The sequence below is a fragment of the Hyphomicrobium sp. genome (assembly GCF_035687085.1).
Lineage (GTDB): Bacteria > Pseudomonadota > Alphaproteobacteria > Rhizobiales > Hyphomicrobiaceae > Hyphomicrobium_B.
In genome coordinates, this window is sequence record NZ_DASRYS010000011.1 from 43,638 (window position 1) to 67,395 (window position 23,758).

The window sequence follows — 23,758 nt, forward strand, 5'->3', positions numbered from 1 at the left end:
ATGGACTATCCGCGAATATAATTGATTCGAGTACGGATAGTATGCGTGCGAGCTAAACGTAGCCCGGTGTTGCTCAGCAGCGCCACAAGGTCATGCGGCGTGCGATGCGAAAAGTTAATATCGGCCGTTCAAAGACGCGGAATCTTTCTCTGTGTGCTGACCGGTACCCAAAGCGAGCCACGCCGGGATATCCGCAGAGAAAAAGTCTATCCGAAAACATAATGAACGACATTCAGTGAGGGATTACTCACTCAACGAAGTACTCGGCAATGCGCCGGCCTTTGTAGGCCTCGATGGTTTTCAAGGTTGCAGGATCCGCCTTGTTGAGAACCATGCAGGAGATGCGGCTGCGGATGATCTCTGCTTCGGCCAGGGCTTCATCAACCAGGCTGCGCTTGGTCTTCCCCCATTCAATCACGAAGACGAACTTATCGATGAAGCGCTCGATCATCCGGATGTCCACCACCGACATGATCGGAGCGATCTCGATGACAATAAAATCGTACTTCTCGCGGGCTGCATTCAGCAGCCTCTCCATATGGGGCGAACCCAGCAACTCGGCGACGTTCGGGTTACGCTCCGCCATTGCACATGGCAGGACATCGACGCCCGATTTCTCGCGACGGTAGACATAGTTCTCGACGTGCGCCGGATCGTCCAAGGCCTCGAACAGTCCCTTAACGGCGTCGGGCGCGAGTTCGGCAGTGAGGTTCCGCCGGTGGAGATCGCAATCGATGATGAGCACCTTGCTCTTCGAATAGGCACTCAGAAGCGCCGCAAGATTGTGCGCAACGGTCGACTTGCCTTCATTCGCGACCGATGAAACGATGCCAATGACTTTGTCACCATCCGCGCTCGGGTATGCGCGCATTGAGGCGCGCATCTTTCGGATCGCCTCCGTGTAGCGCGAATACGGTGCCTCCAGGACGTAGTCGCTGAGCTTTCCGCTCGGGTCCTTACGCATGTCGACGGCCGGCAGAATAACGCAGTAGGTGCCGGTATCCCGCGTCACCTGCTCGGGTGTCCGATAAACCCCAGCCGCCCATTCTCGCCCTATAACTGCCGCGAGGCCCGACATGAAACCGAATACGATACCTCCTCCCAAGATCAACAATGACTTGTTGGAGTCCTTATGAAGGGGCGGAGCTCCCCTGGTGATGATATGAGCGTCTTCGGTTTCGGGTCGCGTCTGGTTCAGTTCGTCGAACTTGCGCAAGTCGGCATGATAGAGAACGCGCAATGTGTGCGCGGTAAAATTGAGATCCCGAAACTTCGCCTGTGTCGCAGTATCCAATTTATTCAAACGAGCAATCAGTTCGTCACTCGGAGGCTCAGGCGCAAGATCTTCTTCGATGTTATGGTATTCCCGCTTGGGGTCCGCTGCTTGCAGATCATCGGAATGGGAACCCTCAATTCGCTCCCTTTCAGCGCGGATCGCAGCGTTCAAGCCTTCCATTTGCTTGCGGATCTTTGCAACAGCCATGTGGTCCGGCCCGACGGCGTCCGCAATGTCGGTCGCCTTTCTTTCGAGGTCCACATATTCCGAGCGCAACCGTCCGATAAGCGCGTTTTCGGTGGTTGCCGTGCCCGTCAAATTGTTAGCAGCTTTGAACTCTTGCAGAGCTCGGTCCGCATTGATTGACTGCAGCCTCGTTTCCTGCAGCCGATCCTCAAGAAACTGATTGACCAACTTGTTGGAGGCAAGTTTGTGCGCCCGAGCCTGCGCAATGTACGTGTCAGCGATCGCGTTGGCTATTTTGGCAGCCTTGATCGGATCTTCTGAGCTGAAGCTAACGCTGATTACGTTATTGACATCGCCCCGCTCGACGGTCAGCCGGCGTAAAAACTTTTCGACGGCAGTCCTTTCAAGCAAGGTCTCATGATCGAGTGGAGTGGCGGTTTTCCAGCCAAGCATTTGCTTCAAGAAAGTCTTCAGCTTGCCGGCGCCGTAAGAAAGGCAGGGACCAGCCCAGCTTTCCGCACATGGGTTTTCGTCGGTTTCTGCAGAGCGCACCGCCGCCTGACCAACAAACTCTGGATCGTGGGCCAAATTGAGCGAGCGAATGACCGGCACAATGATACTGTCCGACGACAGAACATAGAACTGGCCCGCCATATCGACATCATCGAGCGTAGGCTGTTCGAGGATCTTACTGCTTTGGAGAAATCGATTGACGCTACGATCGACAAGAATACGAGCGCTACTCGTGTAAAGCTGCGGCATGAAGGCGACGATCGTGAGGGCCACGAGCAGCCCGGCGACAGCTCCGGCTAACGGGAACAACCATCCTCGTCTCAGTAGCCAGCGGAGATCTGAGAAGTTGAACAGATTGGCGTTAGATTTATGAGGCTCAACGGGGATGGAGAAATGGTCATCTGTCGCGAGCATGATATCGGGTCTACCCTGGAAGCCCAGTCAATCGATGCGATGCAATAGCGATTAAATTCATACGTATCCAGAATAACATGTAACAGTGGTTTACGTATATAGTGACGGATGCCCGGGTTTTTCTCTGTACGCCGCTTTTATTGGCGCATGAGCCTCAGCTGATGGACCAAACTCCAGCTCGATAGCCCGGCCACCTCGATTGCGCCGTACACCGCTTTTCTCGCGCGGCTGTTCTTCAGGCGCGGCAGGCTGATCATTAGCGACGTTTTACGGACGACCCCTGGCGGCTAGAACGGCGGATCTCAGGACAGCTCCTGGCCGAAGCTGTCGCCTGAGCTGCCTGAAATACGGATCGACGAAGCGGTCAATGACTGCCGCGAACGCGATCGAGATCAAAAGCGCGGCTGGGAACATGAGGTAGGGCTTCTCGGCGACCCAGGGAAAATCGGCGACAAAGAGCCGGATAACGACGTAATGGCTCAGGTAGATCGCGTAAGAGTAAACGCCGACCCTTTTGACCAGCGGCCAATTCAGGAACCGGAACGGCTGGACATCGGAGAACCGTATCGCGAAATAGAATATCGGCATCAAGGCGAGGCCCTGGAGGCTGTATCGGATTCCCTCCCGAAACGTTTCATTGCGATAGAGCAAAGTCACCAGCAGCACGCACCCTGCGAGCGTAAACAACGCCCATTGCCGCGGAGACATCGCGCCACCTCGGTGCAAGGCTTTGACGGGGTTCACGGCGACCGCCAGGATGCAGCCGTAAATGATCGAGTCGATCCGGGTGTCCGAAGCGTAATAGGTACGCAAGGGCGTAAAGCCCGGAGAGTAGATGAGGTACATTCGCCAGGCCAGGATGACCAGGCAGCCGAGCCCGAGCAGAGCGGCAATCGTGCGGAGGCGAATACTGTTACCCAGCAACAAGGAAATCAGGAGCGGGTAAATTATGTAGAAGTGCTCTTCGACCGCGAGCGACCACAGGATGCCCGTCCCATCGGGAACCGTATTTCCCGGATCGAAGAAGATGGCGTAGTAATTCGCGAAATATGTAACTTGGGCAGCCAGCCCGTACAGAGAGATGCCGCCCGGCAGCCATCCGGCATATGTGAGGCTGTAGGCCACCACTAGGGTGATCAACAAAGGTGGCATCAATCGCAATACGCGACGCGCATAGAATTTCGGAATATCGATTGCGCCAGTTTGCTCGCGCTCCACGAGCATGAGTGTGGTGATCAGATATCCGCTCAGGAAAAAGAATATCGTGACCCCAAGTCCGCCTGGCACCGCCGTGAACCCGGAGTGTGACAAAACAACGATAAGAACCGAGATCGCCCGTATGCCGTCTAGTGACGGGATGTTCGGAGCATGGGGCTTGCTCATACGCGCCTCGGTCCAGAATGCATATTTCAACTCTCGTTTGTTGGCCGCCGGCAAGCTGGGTATGTCTAAACATCCCCACTCCCTGAGACGCCGTCACTGCTGCCGGTCCTTCGAAAGGACGTCCGCCACCGCCATTGCCCCCTTGCCAAGCCGGTCCCGCTTAGAAAGTTGGAGCCGCTTCATCCGACAATCAGCTTGCGTGCGAAAAATCCTTCCGCGTAACGATTATTCGCACGACATTCCATTCCCCGCAATCGCGCGAGCCCGCGGAATGTCTCCTCGTCGAACCAATGCTTCGAGCGCTGCGTGCCGAAATGCTTTATCAGCAGTTCGATCTTGCGCTCCAAAACAGGTTCCTCAACCGCAACGTAGAAGTTTGGCTGGCCCAGATCGCCATCCCACTTGGGGATCTCGTATTCGAGTATCAGGTGGTCACGAAATGTATTCCAGGTATGGCGACAGACCTCCCGGTGATCCTGATGAGCATCGTCTCGCCGGTGCGTCAGAATCAGGTCGGGATTGAAGCGGCGCTTCAGTGACTCAAACCACTCCTTTATCTGCTCTCCCTGCGTCGGGAAAAATCCGTCTTTGAACGACATCACCTCAACGTTGCCGGCTGCTGCACCCTGTAGAAAAGCTTCCGCTGATCCTCTGGCCTCGCGCTCTCGCTCGCCGATCCCGCTCAAGACGCACCAGACAATGTTCAGCTTGGCGCCTTTTGAAATCCATTGCAGCAGCGTCGCGCCGGCGCCGATCTCAATGTCGTCGGAATGCGCGCCAAGGCACAAAATGGAGCGCTGCCCCCCTGAAGCCGGCAACATGAGCGGAAGCATCTCGCGTCCTACTCGGCGGCGTCCGAATGAATTCGCCAGGGCATGCTTCCCTTCTCGACCATTTCTTCAAGCACACGCTTATCCTGCAGCGTGTCCATGGCCCGCCAGAAGCCCTCGTACTTGAATGCGATGAGCCGTCGCTCTGCGATCAAGCGGTTGAATGGCTCAAGAACAAGTTCCTCGCCTTCTTGGATGTAGTCGAAGATCTTGTTCGAGAACACGAAGTATCCGCCATTAATCCATATCTCGCTTTCCTGGCTCGATCGCATGCGATTAACGGCACCATCACGCCCAAACTCGGCAAGATGAAAGTTGAAAGGCGGCCGAACGGCCACGAACAGGCCGACTGCGCCGCTTTTCTTCAGGTAGCTGATCATCTCGGGGAGCGGCGCGTCACTGAGACCGTCGCTGTAATTCGCCAAAAAATATTCTTCGTTCTGGACGATGTGCTTCACGGCCAGCAGGCGCTGTCCAATGTTGCGCCATACCCCCGTGTCGACCAGCGTAACGCGCCAATCAGGTGGTTGGGGGCCGAGAATTTCTACGTTCCTTCCGAAATTGGAGATGGTGCAGTCGCTGTAGGTGGAGGGATCAAAGGAGCGGAAATATTCACGTATGACGTTGGCCTTGTAGCCGAGGCACAGGATGAAATCCCGGTGCCCGAACTGGCTGTAATACTGCATGACGTGGAACAGTATAGGCTGGGGACCGACCGGGATCATCGGCTTCGGGATCGCTTCCGAATAATCACGAATTCGCGTGCCTAGCCCACCGCAGAAAAGAACGACCTTCATGTCCCCGCCTCTCCTACAAAACCCAGCGTGTCTTGCTTCTTAGCGCGCCTTCCAGAATTCCATTCTTTATTGCTCATTCTTGATTGCCCGCCAAAACCTGCGGTCTCAAAGGCGATATGGATGGGACAATATCCTATTTCACAGAGCGCGAACCCGTTTGAACCCAGATTGGTGAGTTTTTACCAAGAACCAACGAATAGGCGGACGTGAATGGAAGGTATGGGTGCATTTCACTTGCCTTCGCCCGCGCGGGCGTTGCACATTTAATCAGTGTACGTCAGCACTCATAGGAAGTGCAATGGTGTTGGGCTCACGCGATGGCACTTCCATTAAAAAAACTCTCGCCTCGCGATGGACATGAACCGAAGGGGGCGTGAGTGATATTTACCGAAACCAAGCTCAAAGGCGCATTTATCATCGACCTCGAACGCCGAGAGGATTCGCGGGGTTTTTTCGCCCGGGCCTTTTGTCAAAATGAATTTGCGGCGCACGGGCTGAAAACGTTAATTGCGCAATGCAATATCGCGCACAATCGATCAAAAGGAACGGTGCGCGGCATGCATTTCCAGTATCCGCCTGCTGCAGAAACCAAGATCGTGCGCTGCACCAAAGGCGCGATATTCGACATCATCGTGGACCTGCGTCCGGAAAGCCCGACGTATCTTCAGCACATCGGGGTCGAACTCGACGAGGTCAATCAGCGTGCCTTGTATGTTCCCGAGCGGTTCGCGCATGGATATCAAGTGCTGCGCGACGATACCGACACAAGCTACAGCGTCGGTGAATTCTATACCCCTGCGAGCGAAGGGGGCCTGATGTATAATGACCCCATGCTTGGGCTGAATTGGCCGCTTCCCGTGACCGTCATTTCCGAAAAAGACCAGAAATTTCCGCTCCTCGCAGAATCTAATACCGAATTGGCGCGGCGTATGAGCCTCGATTCCACGCTCGTCTCGCAAGCCTGACCGGGAGGAACGTCGATGCTGCTCATCGATAAGGCTTTGAAGCGACGCGAAGACGAAGGCCGGCCTATTCGCGTTGGCATTGTCGGCGCGGGCTTTATGAGCCAGGGGCTCACAAATCAGATCGCGCATAGCACACCAGGGATGCGTGTCGTTGCAGTCTCCAACCGCAAAGCCAAGCGAGCTCTGGACGTGCTTCAGTACGCCGGCTTCACGAATGCAAAGGTCGTGGAGTCACAGGCGGCGTTCGACCTCGAGGCAGAGCGCAGTTCCCCAGTCGCCACCCAGGATGCCTTCTTGATCGCCCGATCGCCGCACGTCGACGTCATCGTCGACGCAACCGGTGCCGTTGAGTTCGGGGCCCGTGTAGCGATGGAAGCCTTCAAGCACGGCAAAGATGCTGTGCTGATGAATGCCGAACTCGACGCCACCATCGGCCCGATCCTTCAAGTCTACGCGCGCAAATACGGCGTCATCCTATCGGCCTGCGAAGGAGATGAGCCCGGCGTTCAGATGAACCTCGTCCGCTGGGTGAAGGGCCTCGGCCTCATCCCGCGCGTGGTCGGGAACGTCAAGGGCCTGCAGGACCCTTACCGGAATCCCGAAACCCAGAAGGGCTTCGCCGAACGCTGGGGGCAGAACCCGGCCATGGTCACCAGCTTCGCCGACGGTTCGAAGATCAGCTTCGAGCAAGCGATCGTGGCCAACGCGACGGGCTTCAAAGTGCGCCAGAGGGGGATGTCGCGCGGTCAGGTCTTCAACGGCGATATCATGAAGATTTCTGATCTGTACGATATCGAGGAGGCGCGCGCGCTCGGCGGTATCATCGATTACGTGGTGGGTACGCCGTTGACGAAAGTCTACGTTCTCGCGGAGCACAGCGACCCCAAGCAAAGGCACTACCTGAATTTATATAAGATGGGCGAAGGTCCGCTCTACCCGTTCTTCACTCCTTATCATCTTGTTCACTTCGAGGTGCCGAACGCCATCGCTCGGGTTGCTCTGTTCCGCGATGAAATCGCGCCTCCGCTCGGCGGTCCGGTTGTCGAGGTTTGTGCCGTTGCAAAGCGTGACCTCAAGGCCGGCGAGATTCTCGACAACTCGGGAATGTTCATGACCTATGGCGAGGCGGTGAATACCGAGGAAATGAGTGGCGGCCGATACCTGCCGGAGGGGCTGGCAGAGGATTGCAAGCTAAAGCGCGACGTCGCGAGAGATACGGTTCTCACCTATGATGATGTCCTGTTGCCAACAGGCCGGCTCGCCGATCACCTGAGAGCGGAGCAGTACCGGCATTTCCGAAATGAGACTTGGCTCGGAGATCTCGTTACTTTACCGGCGTAGGGGGTCCGCTTTCCGCATTTGCGCCGTGCCGTTCCCCCGCATCGTTCTAGGCTTCGAGAGCGTTCACGGTGTGGCGAAGCGTCGAGTCGACGATACCTTCCGTCAGAAGCTTTCTGATATGACCGATGCGCTGGTAACGCGGGCCTTCAAATTCTTCATGGGTTAAACCCGACGCTTTGAAAGCTTCGTAAACCTGTTGGGCACCTGCCCTCGCCGTCCATCGCGGTTTGAAGTCCGGCAACGCGCGAGTGATTTTGTCAAAGTTCACGCGATAGCAGCGCTTGTCGGGACCGGCGTCGGTCGCATATTCGACGCGGCAGCCCGGCACGACTTCCGCAACGATATTCGCGATCTCGCTGATCCTGTAGTTCTCCGACGTGCTTCCGACATTGAATGCTTGATTGAAGACTTTCTCTGCCGGAGCGTCCAGCGCAGCAACGAAGGCGCGCGAAATATCCTCGATGTGCACGATCGGCCGCCATGGCGTGCCGTCCGATTTGAGGTAGATCAGCCCCTTTGTCACCGCCCACGCCACGAGATTATTCAAAACGATGTCGAAGCGCATCCTTGGCGAAAGCCCGTAGGCGGTTGCAGGGCGAAGGAACGTCGGGCAAAAATCGTCGCTCGCCAATTTCGAAATGTCGCGCTCGGACCAGACCTTGGATTCTCCATATGCTGTCACAGGATTGAGCGCGGCGGTCTCGTCAACGAAATCGTCTCCCGCCAATCCGTAATTGCTGCACGATGAAGCCATGACAAAGCGTCCAACGCCTGCGCTTTTGGCGACCCGAGCAACGTGCACGCTACCTTGATGGTTGATCGCATACGTCGTCTCGCGATTGAGGTCGCTCAACGGATCGTTGGAAAGCGCCGCCAAATGAACGACGGCGTCGTATCCCGCTAGATCTTTTCTTTCGAGATCGCGGATATCCTTTCGGATCGAGGGGATATCGACGATCTTGCCGCCACTCGCGAAGGTGCAGCGCTCATAAAGATCGCTGTCGCACCCGGTAACGCTGTGCCCGGCCGCGAGGAGGGCTGGTGTCATTACGGTGCCGATATAGCCCAAGTGGCCGGTCAAAAGAATTTTCACGAGGTTCTCTCAAGCTGACTGTTGGATGCCGATACTTGCCGTGCCGTTAGCTCAGGTCCGCCCGAGTGCAGGCGGTGTTATCAAGGACAGAGCCGCCTTCAGCACTCGCTATTCCCAATTGTAGACGCCGGCGCGAGGCCGCGCCCGGGGAACGTACATACTGGCAGCCACAACGACGTCTTTCGCCAGGTTTGGTGAATAGCGCACAATCCAGTGCAACAGAGCCGCGCCGCAACGCAAACGCTCCGTCAGCGAGATCGGCGCCCTTAAGACAGCATCGCAGAAGCTCGACAGTTCGAGCCAGTTGGGGAATGACGCCTTGCCCTTCGCAGCCGGGTTGTACCAAACCATCCGGTCGCGCCAGTTGAGTTTGTAGTTCTTCGCATGATAGCGCAGGTAGAACAGCGGGCGATCGATCCGCACGAAGGGGCCCAGGAATGCCAACCGGCACAGGAAAACCGCGTCGCTGTTGGTGAAGTTCTCCATTGGCCGCACGCTGCGCAAAGCGTCGCCGCGGATCACTCCGTACATGCACTCGCAATAATAGTTCCGGAACATCAACTCGCGGAAGCGTCCCGAGGGCGTATCAGCAGTTCCGCGCGTCGCATGGAACTGGTTTATCTCGGCGTCGGCTTCGTTAATCACGACTGTGCGGGTGTAAGCAATGACGACCTCGGGCCGCTCCTCGAGAACAGCAACACACTCTTCGAGGTGGGTGGGTGCCAACTTGTCGTCGTGCGCCGATAGCCGCACGTAGCGGCCTCGGGAATATTCAACAGCGAGGGCCTGGTTGCGCGCGCCGCCAATGTTTCGCTCGTTTCGATAGTATCGGATACGCGCGTCGGCTTCCGCGAACTTCCGGCAAATCTGCTCCGTCCGATCGGTGGAGGCGTTATCACTGATGATCAGCTCGAAGTCGGTGAAGGTCTGCGCAAGCATGGATTCGATAGCCGCCGCCAAATATGGCTCCCCGTTATAAACGGGTAAACAGATGCTGACGGCCGGCACAGTCTCATCATACGCGTTCATTGCACATTCGCCTTCCTATGCGTTTCTTCCATCTCATCTCTGTTGCAATTTACGGGCCCCGTACTGCGGCACTGCAAATCCGAGGTGCTCAACGGGCCATCAGCCCGCTGCAGCCAAGCCTCCCGCCAATATGGATAAATTTTTTTCGGGCAGAAAAAGCGACCCGTGCTGCGCTCACCCGAGCAGACGGCGTCTTCAAGCTTGATGCATTCGTTACGAAACCTGAGCATCCTGCCGGTGTGCTCTTCGATGATTTGGCTGACGCGCCCGCGCACCTGCAAAACGCGGCCGCAAAACGGTACCATCTCAATATCGAAATGCAGACCGCGGTTACTACCGTGCCTGGTGAGCGTCCCCTCGATCTCACGCATAGACTTTACTCGAACCCATTCGCCACGCTGAAGGTTGAGGGGATCGGGCGGCGGCGGCGCCTTCTCGTTCGGCCCCTTTGGCCGGCGCAAGAGCCTGAAACGGTGGAGCGGCTGCATATATGCCGCGCGCGCCATCACCTTCGCGAACCTCAGAGGCCCGACGTTGCCCGACCGGAACTCATTAAAATACGGACGAGGGTCGGTGTTCGACAGTGGCAGGGACGCCCTGTTGGCCTCTGTCACCTGGCACTTCCAGCGGACATCGTCGCCTTCCCCTTCCCCCGACGCCCTGACGTTCGGCTCGATGCGCGCCAGCAGCAGGGCGACCTCGGCTGGATCCTGTTTGATGACTGGGCCGGCGAGCACGTCGACCTTCTTCAGCCACGCCTCATTCCAATAGATGCGGCAATCGGCTTGGCAGCCGCCGTGAGCGCAGCCATTGCAGCGCAGATCATCGAGCAGCACGGTATCGCGCATCCGCCGGCTTCTCAGTGTGCTGCCAATGGTATCGCAGATCTTGTCCGCTCTCGCCGACACCGTGTAGCGGCGTCCGAGGTAAGGGATCATCTCCGGCATGAAGGGCATTGCGCCGAGCGCGCCCTGATGGTCGAGCGTGGCGAGAATTTCGCTGGCGCTGCAGACTTCGACGATGTCGCCTCTGCGCAGTGCTCCTTCTCGCATGCCGTCGCCTCCCGATAGTGGGATCGACGATAGGCGGCCGAGCTAACTCAGCACTACCTCGCCGACCGTTTTTTGGCGCCTAAGCGCTTGCTCGCTATGCGCTGGTTCTTTTTGCTGCGATGAAAAAACTCAACCCCGAGGCATTTCATAAAATGCATGATTACGACGTATACGGCATTTCGTAAAGTAGGAGCCGAATTATTGGTAACTTGCAAATCTAGTTGCACTGCAAATTGTAATGCCTGGCGCGCGCTGCAATGCACCCAAGATGCTTTTAAATTCCAAATGCCTTCTAATTAAAACGTCTCGGGCGCAGTTGAATTCCCGAGCGCTTTTCGAAACTAAGCTCTCTCGACCACGAGTATCCAGTCATCTGAACCGTCCGGGTGCGATGCCGGGAATGCGATTGTCCGGTTCTCGATCGGTAATTCGGATTTGGAAATAAGGCTATATTCGCCCGTCGTTGGATCGTACCAACTCAACTTCACACTTGTTGCGCCGGAAATCACAGTCGTCCTCACCGTGACCGAGCGGCCCGTGGGAAAGTAAGCAAGGGCTGCAACGTTCGAATATCCGGACGCTGCTTTAGCATCCCCGTCTCCTATGCCTACCCTGACAAACCGGCCGTCGTCGCGAGCCCAGGCGGGGTCGGCGACATACTTATCGATCAAAGACCACGCATATTTGGCTTGCCGTAGTGGAGGATCGCCGAGAATCTCGAACCAATGCCGTCCACCGTCGTAGATACCCGCGGCTCCGAACGGCCACCATTTTTCGTGACCAAAATTGATTCCAATGCCACCGCGCAGGAAAACCGCATAGTTTCTCTCGCGGTACTGTTGGTCTTTGTTTCCGCTGTAATGGGGTGAATTGACGTATGGGGGCTCGATGTCGACGACGCCGTATCTTTCGGCTCCGCGTTCTCCATAAACTGCATCGAATACTTCGACCGAATTACTTCCGTAGTCGTACAACCCATTGGCACTTTGTTTGAACCACTGGTAGCCGCCCTCTCCTCCTTCCGACTGTATGAATTGTTGGTAGCCGGTTGGGCCGCGCTGCTGCTCCGCAATGATCAGACGGTGACTGCCGCCTTCTCCGTCCTTTAAGCCGTGGAATACCGCATCGACCTGCCGGCCAGCCGCATCGCCCGCGGACCAGACGAAGTCGCCCATGACGTGCCAGACAATGTTGGGATACCGGGTGTAGCGCACCGCGAGAGACTTGCCGTACTTGTATGCGTTGTCCGGTCCTGCCCTCAGCAAATCCAATGTCGTACCGCTGTCCCCCCAGCTCAAGAACAGGGAAAGCACAACGGTCATTCGCAATCGGGTTGCCTCCTCGACAGTCCAGTCCATTGACGCCCAAGCCGGGCCGAAATCCGATGCGAAGGGCGCCCCTATGAAAAACCTTTGCCCGGATCCGTTTTGGTAGCGGTCCCCAAAGCTGTTGTTCAAATGCACGCCGAACGGAGCCACGGTGATGGCGTTGAAGCCAAGGGACTTCAATCCTTCCAGGGCGTGCGTAATCGTGGCATTGGAGCATCTCTGCGCCATCGCCCACGACGACATCGTCTTCAGCAGATAGACGTTTCCGTTCTGATCGATGAACCGGCGCCTTGAGGCTGCGACTGGATAAGAAAAGTTTGTGTCGACGGCGCCTGGGACGCGAAGTTTCCATGCGGTATCCGCGGCAACCTCGCCGCAATCGCCTGCAGCAAGGCGCAGGCCTATCACAGACGCATAATGTTCTGACTGCGCTTCGAATCTCAGCATGAGAAATGCCGAGATGCCGATGATCGCAAGCGCTATCATCGAACTCGGTGATTTCACGGAGCGGCCACGAATTTTTGGGGCCATGTTGTTTGTCGTTTCTTGTTGGGCTTATGACCGAGTGTTTTTGGAATTTATTATGCGATGCAGGTAGATGCCGTTTGGTGACAGGGACAGCCGTCAGCCCATTCAGCTTCGGTCCGTCCTCACCCAAGTCGTGGCGCGGCCACCGGCGAGAATGCGGATGTGGTGGCGCAATTTTGCGTAGACGTATGGGATGATCGACATCAGAGATTTGGCCGGCAGGACATCGCGGCCGTGGCCGCACCAGGCAAGCACCATGCTTAAGATCAACGCCGCGACGGCAGCCAGTCCGATATAAAGAGGGATGGATGACAGGCCCGACGCAGCCGCCGATGCCGCGATCGCCACGATGGCGAACAGTTTGAGGGCGAGAAGGAACAGTGGCGGCACGGCAAGGTCCAAGGCCATCGCTAGCAACCGCATGCTGCGTTGAGCAATGGCAGACGAGATCAGTCGCGGCACCATCGAGCGAATGAGGTCTTGGTGGCCCTGCTCCCATCGCTGCTGTTGCGTAAGCCGCCCCTGGGCAGACGCTGCGAAATGACTCGTCACGAGTGCCGATGGACAGAAGAGCGGGAAATGCCCTCTCATGGCAAGGTCGATCCCAAGTTTGAGATCTTCGGTCAGGGCCCCTGTCGCAAGATCGGCCGATCTCAAGGTCGCCCATGGAAACGCCATTCCGGTCCCCACCAGCTGACAGGGAAGGCGAAGGTTGGAGAGACCGAGCGGGCGCACCCAGTTCTTCACCCGCCAGGTGAACTCCGACACGCGGTCATTGAGGGACGACTCCGCCGGCGCGCTCATCAAGTAAAGGGCTTGCACCGGCCGTCCGGTGGCGAACGCCCGTTCGGCTAGAATATCCACGGCGCCATCTGCCAGCCGGCAGTCGGCATCAACCATGATGACGACCTCGGGGGCTGCGGCAGACAGATGCCGGATTCCATAATCAAGCGCATGGCCTTTGCCGCGGTTTTGCTCATCCCGCCGCTCTATGACTTCCGCTCCCGCCAAGCGGGCGACTTCCGCCGTATCGTCAGAGCAATTGTCGGCAACGACCAGCAGGCGATTACCCTGGCCGATCTGGGCCAGAACGTCGGCCAACGTGGGAAGCATGCGTTGGCCTTCATTGTGAGCGGGAACGATGACAGCGAGCGAGTGGCCGCCGGGACAAACCTTCAGATGCCGATCTCTTTTCCAAAGCGCTGCCAGAACTTCGGTCAGCAGAATGAGGACGGGGATGCATAGGATAAACGTAACGGCCCCCAGGGCTCCCGAAATGCATGCAGCGGCGGCACCAGACATTTCGTGAAACCCCACTTCTACTCATTTACACGGCCGAGATGCTCCAAAGTGCGGCACGTCCCTAACGCGAGCGTCACTGCGCTATTTTTCGTCAGTCTACATCGCGTTATCGAGGTGCCAATTTCATACTTCCGGTCAGGCGCGCAGTCGCGGTTGCCACATCTGGGCGACGACCAAGCCAAAAATTTTTGGGCACTTCAGGAGGTATCGCTGCGCCAGTCTCTTGGGATCCGACACCAGCCGGTGCAGCCATTCCAACCCTGAATGCTGCATCCACCGCGGAGCCCGCTGCTGCCTGCCGGTGAGAAAGTCGATCGAAGCGCCAATACAAAGGAGCACGCCCTTGGCGTCGGGATATTCAAGAAGACGATGCGCTAGGGTCTCTTGCTGCGGCGAACCAACGGCCAAGAAAATGATGTCTGCGCCCGCACCACAGATGAATGCGATGCAGCTTTGCACCTCGGCTTCCGATGAGATGAAGTTCATCGGCGGCGTGTAGGAGGCAATCGCAAGGCCGGGATATCGCTTGCCGAGGATGACGCTGTCAGAGGCGCTCGGCCCGACGATCGCGACTTTCAATCCAAGGCTTGATGCCCGTTCCAGAAGACCGGCGGTAAGATCGCTGCCCGTTACGACGTCGAGCTTCGATCCGCACAGTCTCGCCAATCCCTTCAGCACGCGGCTGTCGCAATATATGCGCCATGCGGCCGCGTATTTGTCCCTGAGTTTGTCCCCCTGCTCGTGGATATGGACGACGTGCTGCACGTTCGGAGTGACGACGTATCTGAACGGATGTCCGGCGCCGCTCAACATGTCCTCGATCGCGGTCTCAAGGGAGCCGCCGTCGAATTTGAGGCCGAGAAATTCCACCCTGCTGGCACGCATACAAGAGATCCACCGTACACTGCGTATCTCTTTTACGGCCGATAAATAAAAGCAATAGGAAATTTGATTTTAATTTTATAAATCGCGCACCAGGTTAATGTGAACGGCATTCCGGGCTGCAATCGGTCAGCACAGTGCTCATCTGTTGCTCACTGTACGTATCTAAAATGCGTGTGCATGGGCGCGCGGGCGACTTGGCCTTGCACGCAACGACGGCGCGCCGCTCAATCCGCGTGCGTTGCAATTTGAGAGCAGGATTTTGGAGGCGAGGTCTTCATCACGCCGTCAGATCCGGGAATGAGCAGGATTGAGCGCCGCCGATCGCGCAGGTTGCGCCAGCCGGCGGTTTCAATTCAGCAAGGCGGCAACATACCCGGCAATCGCGAGGGAGGCGGTTAGCCCTGGGCTTTCAATGCCGTAGAGGCCGATGAAGCCGCGCACCCCGTGCTCCTGTTCGCCATGGATTGCGAAGTCGGCGGGGGCTGCGCCTTGCGGGTAGATCTTCGGCCGGATGCCGGTATAGGCGGGAATGAGTGCGCCTTCGGGAAGGGCCGGCCAGTAGCGCCTGATCTCCCTGGCGAACACCTCGCGCCGCGCGTCCGTGTCGACGAAGGTGTAGTCGATATCGTCCTGCCAATGGATGTCGGGGCCGAACTTCGCCGCGCCCGACATATCGAGCGTCAGGTGAATGCCCAGCGCATCGGGCGACGGCATCGGATAGACGAGGTGCTTGAAGGGACTTCGAGACTGCAGCGCGAAATAGTGGCCTTTCGCTGGGTAAAGGCCGGGCACGGCGTAATCCGGTTTAGCGGCGGCAAGCATGCGTCCGATCTTGGAGGCGCCCAGGCCCGCCGCATTAACGACGTTCGCGCAGGTGAGGCTCGTGACTTCTCCCCCTGACGTGATCGAGACGCGGAATTCGCCTTTTGAGACCGCCGCTATGCCCGTCACCTCGGAATTGAATACGATCTGGCCGCCCGCCTCCAGAAGCCGCGTCTCGAACGCCGCCATCAAGCGGTGGCTGTCCATGATCCCCGTCGAAGGCGACAAGGTTGCAGCGACGCACCGGATCTGCGGCTCGAGGCGTCGCGCTTCCTCGGCCGTCAACCGCTGCAGATCATCGACGCCGTTGCGGATCGCTTTGCCTTCGATGATCGCAAGCTGATCGATTTCGGCCTCGTTCGTCGCGACGAGGAGCTTGCCGCAGCGATTGACGGGCACGTGATAGTCTTCAGCGAACGCGTAAAGACGCTTGCGGCCTTCGACGCAGAGTTTGGCGCGCAGCGAGCCTTGCGGATAATAAAGTCCGGCGTGGATCACTTCCGAGTTGCGCGATGACGTTTCCGTGCCGAACGCGCCGTACCGCTCGATAACGAGCACGTCGTGTCCGAGATTGGCCAGCTCGGCCGCTATGGCGAGACCGACGGCTCCGGCTCCGACGACGATTGTTTCTATTTCGAGTTCCATTCCGCTGGGCATCGCCGCAAATGCCTTCCCCGCTTGGCGCCATCTCAACTACCCCGCGCTTGCGCGATGGTGAATGCATTTCGCCGATAAGATGAACATGTTTCGCCGCTTGCATTTCAATTGAACGTGCAAATCGCGGCGGCGGAACGTTGATCCCATTCGCTGGTTGCGCTGCGAGATGCGGCTGCGCTTCTACATTCCCGGCCCATCCGGCGAAGCTTCGCAGCAGGTCAGACTTTAGGCAGAGGATCCGCAATGGCTGAGAAAATGAGATGGCATCCGTTCGATTCCGAACGGCACAGCACCCGCAGGCAGACCAAGCGCGCGCGTTCAAGCGAGAAGGCGCGGGTTGATGAGCCGGCCGGGGACCGCCGTCGCGGCCGGGATCAACGCCTTGACGCCCGCGGCCGCCTCCGCGGGAAGGAGCGCGCGAGAAGTATTCGATAGCCGCGGACCCCTCCCCGCAAGGGGGAGGGGAATCCCAGAAGACCGGGACCGCTCAGCCGTGGCCGACGATGCTCTTGATCTCGAGGAAGTCGGCCACCGCATGGTGTCCGGCTTCGCGGCCGTTGCCCGATTGCTTGTAGCCGCCGAACGGCGCCATCGGATCCCAGTCGGGATAGTTCACGTAGATCGTCCCCGCCCGCAGCTGGGCTGCGACGCGGCGCGCCCGTTCGATGTCGCCTGACTGCACGTAGGCCGCCAAGCCGTACGGCGTGTCGTTGGCGATCTCGATCGCCTGCTCTTCGCTGTCGTAGGGGATGATGCAGAGCACGGGTCCGAAGATCTCTTCGCGCGCGATCGTCATGTCGTTCGTAACGTTCGAGAACACCGTCGGGCGGACGTAGTAGCCGACGTTGAGCCCGTTGGGACGGCCGAGGCCGCCCGCTTCCAACTTCGCGCCCTCGTCGATGCCAACCTTGATGAGCAACTGGATCTTGTCGAATTGAACCTTACTGACGACCGGGCCGAGTTCCGTCGTATCCTTATCGGGCGGACCGACTATGGCTTTCCCCGCCTGCTCGCCCGCGACCTTCGCGGCTTCTTCATAGCGATTGCGCGGCACGAGCATCCGGGTCGGCGCGTCGCAGGACTGGCCGCTGTTGGCGAAGCAGGCGTTGACGCCGTCGCGCACGGCCGCCGCCAGATCAGCGTCATCGAGGATGATGTTGGCAGACTTGCCGCCGAGTTCCTGGGCGACGCGCTTCACCGTGTCGGCGGCGGCCTTGGCGACACGGATGCCGGCACGCGTCGAACCCGTGAACGACACCATATCGATATCGGGATGGCTCGAAATCGCCTCACCCACGCCCGGGCCGTCGCCGTTGACGAGGTTGAAGACGCCGGCCGGCAATCCCGCTTCGTCGAGAATTTCTGCGAAGACGATCGCGTCCAGCGGCGCGACTTCGCTCGGCTTCAGCACAATCGTGCAGCCCGCGGCCAGCGCCGGCAGCACCTTGCAGAGCACCTGATTGATCGGCCAGTTCCACGGCGTGATCAGGCCGACGACGCCGATCGCTTCCTTGACGACGACCGTCGTGCCGATCGTTTCGCGGAATTCATAGTGCTTCAAAATTTTGATGATCGATTCCAAATGCGCGATGCACGTTGCCGTCTGCGCATTCATGCTGAAGGACATGGGCGAGCCCATTTCGCGCGTCACGATTTCGGCAATCTCGCGTTGGCGGCGGCGGAAGATCTCCAGGGTCTTCTCAAAAAGCGCAATCCGCGACTCCACGCTCGTCGTCGAAAACTTCGGAAATGCGCGCCTTGCCGCTTTCACCGCCGCATCGACATCGGCCTTCGAGCCCATGGCGATCTTCTCGAAGGGCTGCTCTGTCGCGGGATCGATGACGTCGAGATAAGCTGGCGTGACGGGGTCCACCCAGCGGCCGTCGATATAGAATTTCGTTGCGTTCTTCATGTCGGTCCTCAGCATCTGCGCGCGCGTACGTGTAGCCGACCAGCCCTCAGGCGGCCAGACGGCGGGCCTCGATCACGAAGGATTATTTCTCCCTCGGCATTTCCGCCCCAACGGCCGCAGCACAATATTCGTGCGATTTGCGTATTTGGCCGTAGGCTGCAAACTCCAGGCTCCGGGCGAGCCGCGGATTGCTAACACTTCGTGCACCTCTTGCTGTAGGATTCAGCACACGTCGGACAAAAACCGATAATAAAAGCGCACGCCAGGGAGTGCGAATGCCTTTGATCGTGTCATTCCTCAGCCAGAAGGGGGGCGTCGGCAAAAGCACGCTCGCCCGGGCGCTTGCCGCCGTCAGCTCGACGGGCCATTTGCGAGTGAAGCTCGCCGATCTCGACGTCCAGCAGCAGACCGCCGTCCGATGGGGGAAGGCGCGCAAACAGCGCGTGTCCGCCTTGCCGATCGAGATCGGAGCCTTTCGCAGCTTCGAGGACGCGCTCGAAGACAGCGACGCGTTCGATCTCATCATCGTCGATACGCCGGGCCACACGAGCGCCGCGACGGGCACGGTCGCGCGGGCATCGCACGTCGTCGTCGTGCCGACGAGCGCGACCATCGACGATTTATATCCGACCGTGCTTCTGCTGCATGCGCTGGAGGAAATCGGGATTTCCCGCAATCGCCTCGCCATCGCGCTCTGCCGCGTGCTGGAGCCTGGCGAGGAGAAGACCGCGCGGGATTACGTCGATGCTGCTGGCTACGAGCTTTTGCCGGGGTTCATCCCCGAACGCGCGACGTACCGCAGCGCGCAGAACCGCGGGCAAGCGCTGACCGAGGCTGTCGATGCCGCCGACGATGACCCCACGAACCTGCTGATCGAGGGTCTGCTCCGAAAAATCGCTGCCCAGTCGGCTGCCGGCAAGCGGAAGGGGTAAAGCGACGCGATCGCTTGGCCCCGGGAACAGCTTCGCGGCTAGTGGGCAAACCGCGACTTCAGCAAGCCGATCACGAGTGCCGTCACGCCGCCGCTGAAGCCGCCGGTGAGGAAGCCGGAGATGATCGTGCCGATGTCGAGCCCGGATGTCGCCGCCGTGCCGCCGAGGCCTAGCAGCGCGTTCAAAATCTGCCCGCCGACTCCACCGCCGATGGCGCCGGCAATCGAGTTTCCAACGGTGCCCAGGTTCGTCTTCTCGGACAGCGATCCCGCGGCATTGCCGCCGAGTGCTCCGCTGATGAGCTGCACGATCAATGAGGGGATATCCATGGAAAGTCTCCTCGAGGGCCGCAATACACAGCCGGGAGTTCCGCTTCCGCCTCGAGCGCTCGCCAGGCCGGACGCCACATCAGCAGAGAACCGGCGGCCCGTCGCCGCAATTTCCTTGATAGCCCTAAGAAACCTTGACCTGGGAATTGAGGATGCCCGGCTCACGCCTATGGCGCAGGGCATCTGCCGATAAAGGGCGGGTTGCTGCGTTCAGGGCGGGCAAGGCGGTGAGCGCCATCGCTGGCCCGCAGTCTTCCGGGCCAGGGACAGCCGGGCCACAAACGGAGCTGCGCCTTTCTTGAAAGGCGCCCTATGTTCTTATTGCGCTGAGCGGCCCGATCAGGCGGGGAAGCACAGCCAGGCGCCCAGGCAGGTTTTGGGCGTCGTCACCTTGCAGGCCATCTGCGAGGAGTGGCACGTCGTTGTCGTTGAGCCGTCTTCGCATTACTTGAACGGGGCCCTTGCCCTCGCGCCCCTGCCCATAAATGATGTTTGCGAGGCCGTTCGTCGCGAAGAGCTTGGCGATGTCGTGCGTCACGGCTTCGCCGACGGCGCGAACCTTGACGCAATCGCCCGCATGAGCCGTCGCCGACAGGGAGCACATCACGGCCGTTGCGGCCAAACCCAATTTCAGAGAACGCATCTGCCCCTCCAAATGAATGGTCATCCCCGGACCGGAAGCTAGTTGAGCGCTGAGACCGCGACAACGGAATCGGCCCGCGGCAACGCGGCCAACACGCAAGGAACGGGAACGCGTGCCGCTTTGGCCACGATGCCTTTGCTATCGTTGGAGAACATCCCGGCGAGACTGACCGGGCTTCGCTGCGGATTCGTCGGCAGCAATGAGAGTAGGTCTTAGGGTGAAGCGGCCTAGTGCGTCGGGCGCGAGCGGCCGCTAGGATCTAGAAAAGGGAAATCGCACATTTGGCTGGGATGCCAGGATTCGAACCTGGGAATGGCGGAATCAAAATCCGCTGCCTTACCACTTGGCTACATCCCACCAGCACGTGAGGAGAATCACCGCCTTAGCGATGTTGGCGGCACCATAGTCAGTCGTTCGCCGCCCGGCAATGGCACGCGGCAATGCGCTCACCCCCTCTTCCACATCCATCCGCCGCTTCGTGGCGCATCCGAACGGCAAATCGCAACCCGCGGCGATTGTTGCATGAGGAACCTGCGAAATTGCTGGTTCAAGCCGCTTGCGGGACCCGAACGAGGCCGCTATAACCCCCCTCTCTTCGACGCCCACCGGGCGCCGGGGACAGCCTAAATTTAGGCCGACGGTCGGGCGGAGCGTAGCGCAGCCTGGTAGCGCACTTGCTTCGGGAGCAAGGGGTCGGAGGTTCGAATCCTCTCGCTCCGACCAGTCTTTTCAGTTCCTTCCAAAATCCCATCTGTAACGGCGCCCAAGAAACCGCTCATGAAGTGCGCCTTTCGCAGGGTGCAGTAGCGGACGGCATCAAGAGAACGACGCCGCCTTAAGCTCCGGCGGCGATGCCGCAGCAAGTTTCGCCCGGTGCTCCGCCACCACCTTGGGCCGCCGCCGCTACCGTTCTGAGACGCGACGCCGACCTCGCTCACGGCCGGATATTGCAGGGCCTCCGTCAGGCATTGTGATCAGCCGGCTCACCGCAAGGGGGGAGTCGCCAACGCCAAAAGCGGCGCAGATTGACAGTATTGGGGAACCCACTAAACCCAGCCGTCACTTACCGCCTGCCGGGATCTCGCGCGCAGGCATCGCGACAGGAAGCTCCCGCCCATGAAATTTCTGGTCACCGGCGCCGCCGGCTTCATCGGCTATTACACGGCGGCGCGGCTTCTCGATCGCGGTGACGAGGTCGTCGGCATCGACAACGTCAACGGCTATTACGATCCTGCGCTGAAGAAAGCGCGTCTCGCCAAGCTCGGCCCTCGGAAAGGCTTTTCGTTCCTGCACATGGACATTGCCGACCGCGCGCCGATGAACGAGTTGTTCCGCGTCCAGCGTTTCGACAAGGTCATTCATCTCGCCGCGCAGGCGGGCGTGCGCTACGGCAGCGAAAATCCCGGCGCCTATATCGATTCCAACATCGTTGGCACGCAGAACGTTCTCGAGGGATGCCGGCATAACGGCGTGAAGCATCTCGTCTTCGCCTCATCGAGTTCGGTCTACGGCGCCAACACCAAAATGCCGTTCAGCACGCACGACAACGTCGATCATCCCATCAGCCTTTATGCGGCGACGAAGAAAGCTAACGAGCTTGCGGCGCATGCCTACGCCCATCTCTACGGGCTTCCCGTCACGGGCTTGCGCTTCTTCACGGTCTATGGCCCGTTCGGGCGGCCGGACATGGCGTATTTCAGCTTCACACGGAAAATTCTGGCGGGCGAGCCGATCGAGGTTTTCAGCAACGGCCATCACGCGCGCGACTTCACCTACATCGACGACATCGTCGAAGGCGTCGTGCGCACGGCCGACCGGATTGCTGCGCCCGATCCCAACTGGAACAGCGCCGCGCCCGATCCCGCCACCTCGAACGCGCCGTTCAGGCTTTACAATATCGGCAACAACAATTCGGTCGAGCTGATGGACTTCATCGCGACGATCGAAAAGGCGACCGGCCGCGAGGCGAAGAAGATCTTTCTTCCGCCGCAGCCCGGCGACGTGGCGAAGACTTACGCTGATATTGACGATCTTGCCCGCGATGCCGGCTTCCGTCCTTCGACCCCGCTCGCCGAAGGCATCGGCCGCTTCGTCGATTGGTACCGCTCCTACTACGGCGTGTGAGACATCTCTCTAACGCGAATGCGCGGTCGCGACAGCACCACCGTTGTCATCCCGGGCGAGCACCTTGCGAGACCCGGGACCCACCTTCGATGCAGTCCTGGGTCCCGGCTCTGCGCTTCGCTTCGGCCGGGATGACAGTGGTGCGTGAGACGGGCTGACACGTTCATCCCTCGTCCCATCAAGTGTCATCCTCGGGCTTGTCCCGAGGATCCATCATGCAGCGGCAACGAGTTGAACCATGGATCCTCGGCATAAAGCCGAGGATGACAGTGGGAGCATAACGTTCATCCCAACCACCTTTCGAACGCGATGCGGTCGCGACACCACCGTCGTCATCCTGGGCGAGCACCTTGCGAGACCCGGGACCTGGGTCCCGGCTCTGCGCTTCGCTTCGGCCGGGATGACAGTCGTGGATGGAACCGGGCCGACGGCTGTCAGCTCCACACCAGCCAACTGTCATCCTCGGGCATGGCATGGGGAACCCATCGGGCAGCCGGGGGGACGCTGGCCATGGATATGCGCATGAAGCCGAGGATGACAGTGGTTGGCGCCGGCGCCTCGCGTGCGGCGAGCCTGCCGCCGGCGCGTGTTCTTACAGGTTCACGCCGCCCGAGACTTCGAGGCGCTGCGCGGTCATCCAGCGGTTCTCGTCGGCCAGCAGCAGCGCGATCATCGGGCCGATGTCGTCGGGAACGCCGACGCGTCCCAGCGCCGTCGCAGCCGCTATGTGCTTGTTGATCTCGGCGTTGTCGCGCACGAGGCCACCGCCGAAATCGGTTTCGATCGCACCCGGCGCCACCACGTTGACGGCGATGCCGCGCGGTCCGAACTCCTTCGCCATGAAGCGCGTCAGGACTTCGATTGCGCCCTTCATCGCCGCGTAGGCTGCAAAGCCCGGCATCGTGAAGCGCGCAAGGCCCGACGACAGATTGACGATGCGGCCGTTGTCCGCGATCAGCGGCAGCAGCTTCTGCGTCAGGAAGAACACGCCCTTCAGGTGAACGTTATAGAGTTCGTCGAATTCGGCTTCCTTCATTTCAGCGATCGATCCGATCAGACCCTGGCCGGCGTTGTTCACGAGATAATCGAATGTGTCGCGGCCCCAATCGGCCTTCAGGACTTTCCCAACCTCGGCTGCGAACGCATCGAACGAGCCAACGTTGCCGACGTCGAGTTGCAGGGCTACTGCCTTGCGGCCGTGCTTCTCGACTTCCGACACGGTCTTCTCGGCTTCAGCGCGATTGGAGTGATAGGTGAAGATCACATCGACGCCGCGCTCCGCGAGGCTCAGCACTGTGTTTTTCCCTAATCCGCGGCTTCCGCCGGTTACGATGGCGATCTTGGGGAGCGATCCGTTTGCCTTTGCCATTGCGCTGTCTCCTTGTTGCTGCGTTGGCGGAACATCTAGGTCACAAGG

Annotated in this window: 19 protein-coding genes and 2 tRNA genes; 5 read left to right on the top strand and 16 right to left on the bottom strand. The window is 59.1% G+C overall.

Translation table 11 applies throughout. The annotated features are described in order from the left end of the window. Positions 1-247: 247 nt before the first annotated feature. From VFG26_RS08765 to VFG26_RS08780, 4 genes are all read right to left on the bottom strand, one after another. A complete protein-coding gene (locus VFG26_RS08765; protein WP_325024353.1) occupies positions 248-2,389 on the bottom strand; it encodes a GumC family protein in 2,142 nt (713 codons plus the stop codon). A gap of 267 nt (positions 2,390-2,656) precedes the next feature. Beyond that, positions 2,657-3,826: an acyltransferase gene (locus VFG26_RS08770; RefSeq protein ID WP_325024355.1), complete on the bottom strand. Its 1,170-nt coding sequence runs from the start codon at positions 3,824-3,826 to the stop codon at positions 2,657-2,659. A 125-nt stretch (positions 3,827-3,951) separates the two neighbouring features. Continuing rightward, positions 3,952-4,605, bottom strand: coding sequence for a PIG-L deacetylase family protein (locus tag VFG26_RS08775; RefSeq protein WP_414653272.1), 654 nt, complete (start codon positions 4,603-4,605; stop codon positions 3,952-3,954). Positions 4,606-4,613: 8 nt separating this feature from the next. Further along, entirely contained in the window at positions 4,614-5,399 is a 786-nt protein-coding gene (locus VFG26_RS08780; protein ID WP_325024358.1) for a sugar phosphate nucleotidyltransferase, read from the bottom strand. Between the two features lie 377 nt (positions 5,400-5,776). On the opposite strand from VFG26_RS08780, the gene rfbC reads away from it, so the two are divergent. Beyond that, positions 5,777-6,364, top strand: a complete 588-nt coding sequence (gene rfbC / locus VFG26_RS08785; RefSeq protein WP_325024360.1) for a dTDP-4-dehydrorhamnose 3,5-epimerase — start codon at positions 5,777-5,779, stop codon at positions 6,362-6,364. A gap of 15 nt (positions 6,365-6,379) precedes the next feature. Next, complete coding sequence (locus tag VFG26_RS08790; RefSeq protein ID WP_325024362.1) at positions 6,380-7,705, top strand: NAD(P)H-dependent oxidoreductase; 1,326 nt, start codon at positions 6,380-6,382, stop codon at positions 7,703-7,705. A gap of 46 nt (positions 7,706-7,751) precedes the next feature. On the opposite strand, the gene VFG26_RS08795 is transcribed toward VFG26_RS08790, so the two are convergent. The 8 genes from VFG26_RS08795 to VFG26_RS08830 all read right to left on the bottom strand — a co-directional run bounded on the left by VFG26_RS08795 (position 7,752) and on the right by VFG26_RS08830 (position 18,313). Then, positions 7,752-8,798, bottom strand: a complete 1,047-nt coding sequence (locus VFG26_RS08795; protein ID WP_325024363.1) for an SDR family oxidoreductase — start codon at positions 8,796-8,798, stop codon at positions 7,752-7,754. A 108-nt stretch (positions 8,799-8,906) separates the two neighbouring features. After that, positions 8,907-9,827, bottom strand: coding sequence for a glycosyltransferase family 2 protein (locus tag VFG26_RS08800; RefSeq protein ID WP_325024365.1), 921 nt, complete (start codon positions 9,825-9,827; stop codon positions 8,907-8,909). Beyond that, positions 9,824-10,879 carry a hypothetical protein gene (locus VFG26_RS08805; protein ID WP_325024367.1) on the bottom strand — a complete coding sequence of 352 codons (1,056 nt, stop codon included), beginning with the start codon at positions 10,877-10,879 and terminating at the stop codon, positions 9,824-9,826. Before VFG26_RS08805 ends, VFG26_RS08800 begins: the two co-directional genes overlap by 4 nt. Positions 10,880-11,220: 341 nt before the next feature. Then, on the bottom strand, positions 11,221-12,738 hold the full coding sequence (locus VFG26_RS08810; protein ID WP_325024369.1) for a DUF4038 domain-containing protein: 1,518 nt from the start codon (positions 12,736-12,738) through the stop codon (positions 11,221-11,223). Positions 12,739-12,840: 102 nt separating this feature from the next. After that, entirely contained in the window at positions 12,841-14,037 is a 1,197-nt protein-coding gene (locus tag VFG26_RS08815) for a glycosyltransferase family 2 protein (RefSeq protein ID WP_325024371.1), read from the bottom strand. A gap of 135 nt (positions 14,038-14,172) precedes the next feature. Further along, a complete protein-coding gene (locus tag VFG26_RS08820) occupies positions 14,173-14,922 on the bottom strand; it encodes a WecB/TagA/CpsF family glycosyltransferase (protein WP_325024373.1) in 750 nt (249 codons plus the stop codon). A 348-nt stretch (positions 14,923-15,270) separates the two neighbouring features. Then, positions 15,271-16,389 carry an NAD(P)/FAD-dependent oxidoreductase gene (locus tag VFG26_RS08825; RefSeq protein ID WP_325024375.1) on the bottom strand — a complete coding sequence of 373 codons (1,119 nt, stop codon included), beginning with the start codon at positions 16,387-16,389 and terminating at the stop codon, positions 15,271-15,273. 499 nt (positions 16,390-16,888) lie between these two features. Continuing rightward, entirely contained in the window at positions 16,889-18,313 is a 1,425-nt protein-coding gene (locus VFG26_RS08830; protein WP_325024377.1) for an aldehyde dehydrogenase family protein, read from the bottom strand. 275 nt (positions 18,314-18,588) lie between these two features. Here VFG26_RS08830 and VFG26_RS08835 point away from each other — a divergent pair, with 275 nt between their 5' ends. Beyond that, positions 18,589-19,245, top strand: a complete 657-nt coding sequence (locus tag VFG26_RS08835) for a ParA family protein (protein ID WP_325024380.1) — start codon at positions 18,589-18,591, stop codon at positions 19,243-19,245. Between the two features lie 38 nt (positions 19,246-19,283). Here VFG26_RS08835 and VFG26_RS08840 read toward each other — a convergent pair whose 3' ends face one another. The 3 genes from VFG26_RS08840 to VFG26_RS08850 all read right to left on the bottom strand — a co-directional run bounded on the left by VFG26_RS08840 (position 19,284) and on the right by VFG26_RS08850 (position 20,574). Then, positions 19,284-19,574 carry a hypothetical protein gene (locus VFG26_RS08840; RefSeq protein WP_325024382.1) on the bottom strand — a complete coding sequence of 97 codons (291 nt, stop codon included), beginning with the start codon at positions 19,572-19,574 and terminating at the stop codon, positions 19,284-19,286. Between the two features lie 310 nt (positions 19,575-19,884). After that, positions 19,885-20,217, bottom strand: coding sequence for a hypothetical protein (locus VFG26_RS08845; protein WP_325024384.1), 333 nt, complete (start codon positions 20,215-20,217; stop codon positions 19,885-19,887). Between the two features lie 282 nt (positions 20,218-20,499). Next, positions 20,500-20,574: transfer RNA gene (locus VFG26_RS08850), tRNA-Gln, on the bottom strand. 289 nt (positions 20,575-20,863) lie between these two features. Here VFG26_RS08850 and VFG26_RS08855 point away from each other — a divergent pair. Next, positions 20,864-20,940, top strand: a tRNA-Pro gene (locus VFG26_RS08855). A gap of 393 nt (positions 20,941-21,333) precedes the next feature. Further along, the gene (locus VFG26_RS08860; RefSeq protein ID WP_325024386.1) at positions 21,334-22,341 is read left to right on the top strand and encodes an NAD-dependent epimerase; all 1,008 of its coding nucleotides are present in this window, start codon (positions 21,334-21,336) and stop codon (positions 22,339-22,341) included. A gap of 592 nt (positions 22,342-22,933) precedes the next feature. Here VFG26_RS08860 and VFG26_RS08865 read toward each other — a convergent pair. Next, positions 22,934-23,710 (bottom strand): SDR family NAD(P)-dependent oxidoreductase, encoded by a 777-nt coding sequence (locus tag VFG26_RS08865; protein ID WP_325024388.1) that lies wholly within the window; start codon positions 23,708-23,710, stop codon positions 22,934-22,936. Positions 23,711-23,758 lie beyond the last annotated feature (48 nt).

Bases quoted from the DNA above. Each gene is read 5' to 3' on its own strand.
- VFG26_RS08860 (WP_325024386.1), top strand. From the start codon at position 21,334: ATGAAATTTCTGGTCACCGGCGCCGCCGGCTTCATCGGCTATTACACG.
- VFG26_RS08815 (WP_325024371.1), bottom strand. From the start codon at position 14,037: ATGTCTGGTGCCGCCGCTGCATGCATTTCGGGAGCCCTGGGGGCCGTT.
- VFG26_RS08800 (WP_325024365.1), bottom strand. From the start codon at position 9,827: ATGAACGCGTATGATGAGACTGTGCCGGCCGTCAGCATCTGTTTACCC.
- VFG26_RS08865 (WP_325024388.1), bottom strand. From the start codon at position 23,710: ATGGCAAAGGCAAACGGATCGCTCCCCAAGATCGCCATCGTAACCGGC.
- VFG26_RS08825 (WP_325024375.1), bottom strand. From the start codon at position 16,389: ATGGAACTCGAAATAGAAACAATCGTCGTCGGAGCCGGAGCCGTCGGT.
- VFG26_RS08840 (WP_325024382.1), bottom strand. From the start codon at position 19,574: ATGGATATCCCCTCATTGATCGTGCAGCTCATCAGCGGAGCACTCGGC.
- VFG26_RS08830 (WP_325024377.1), bottom strand. From the start codon at position 18,313: ATGAAGAACGCAACGAAATTCTATATCGACGGCCGCTGGGTGGACCCC.
- VFG26_RS08820 (WP_325024373.1), bottom strand. From the start codon at position 14,922: ATGCGTGCCAGCAGGGTGGAATTTCTCGGCCTCAAATTCGACGGCGGC.
- VFG26_RS08775 (WP_414653272.1), bottom strand. From the start codon at position 4,605: ATGCTTCCGCTCATGTTGCCGGCTTCAGGGGGGCAGCGCTCCATTTTG.
- VFG26_RS08780 (WP_325024358.1), bottom strand. From the start codon at position 5,399: ATGAAGGTCGTTCTTTTCTGCGGTGGGCTAGGCACGCGAATTCGTGAT.
- VFG26_RS08835 (WP_325024380.1), top strand. From the start codon at position 18,589: ATGCCTTTGATCGTGTCATTCCTCAGCCAGAAGGGGGGCGTCGGCAAA.
- VFG26_RS08765 (WP_325024353.1), bottom strand. From the start codon at position 2,389: ATGCTCGCGACAGATGACCATTTCTCCATCCCCGTTGAGCCTCATAAA.
- VFG26_RS08845 (WP_325024384.1), bottom strand. From the start codon at position 20,217: ATGCGTTCTCTGAAATTGGGTTTGGCCGCAACGGCCGTGATGTGCTCC.
- VFG26_RS08810 (WP_325024369.1), bottom strand. From the start codon at position 12,738: ATGGCCCCAAAAATTCGTGGCCGCTCCGTGAAATCACCGAGTTCGATG.
- VFG26_RS08790 (WP_325024362.1), top strand. From the start codon at position 6,380: ATGCTGCTCATCGATAAGGCTTTGAAGCGACGCGAAGACGAAGGCCGG.
- VFG26_RS08805 (WP_325024367.1), bottom strand. From the start codon at position 10,879: ATGCGAGAAGGAGCACTGCGCAGAGGCGACATCGTCGAAGTCTGCAGC.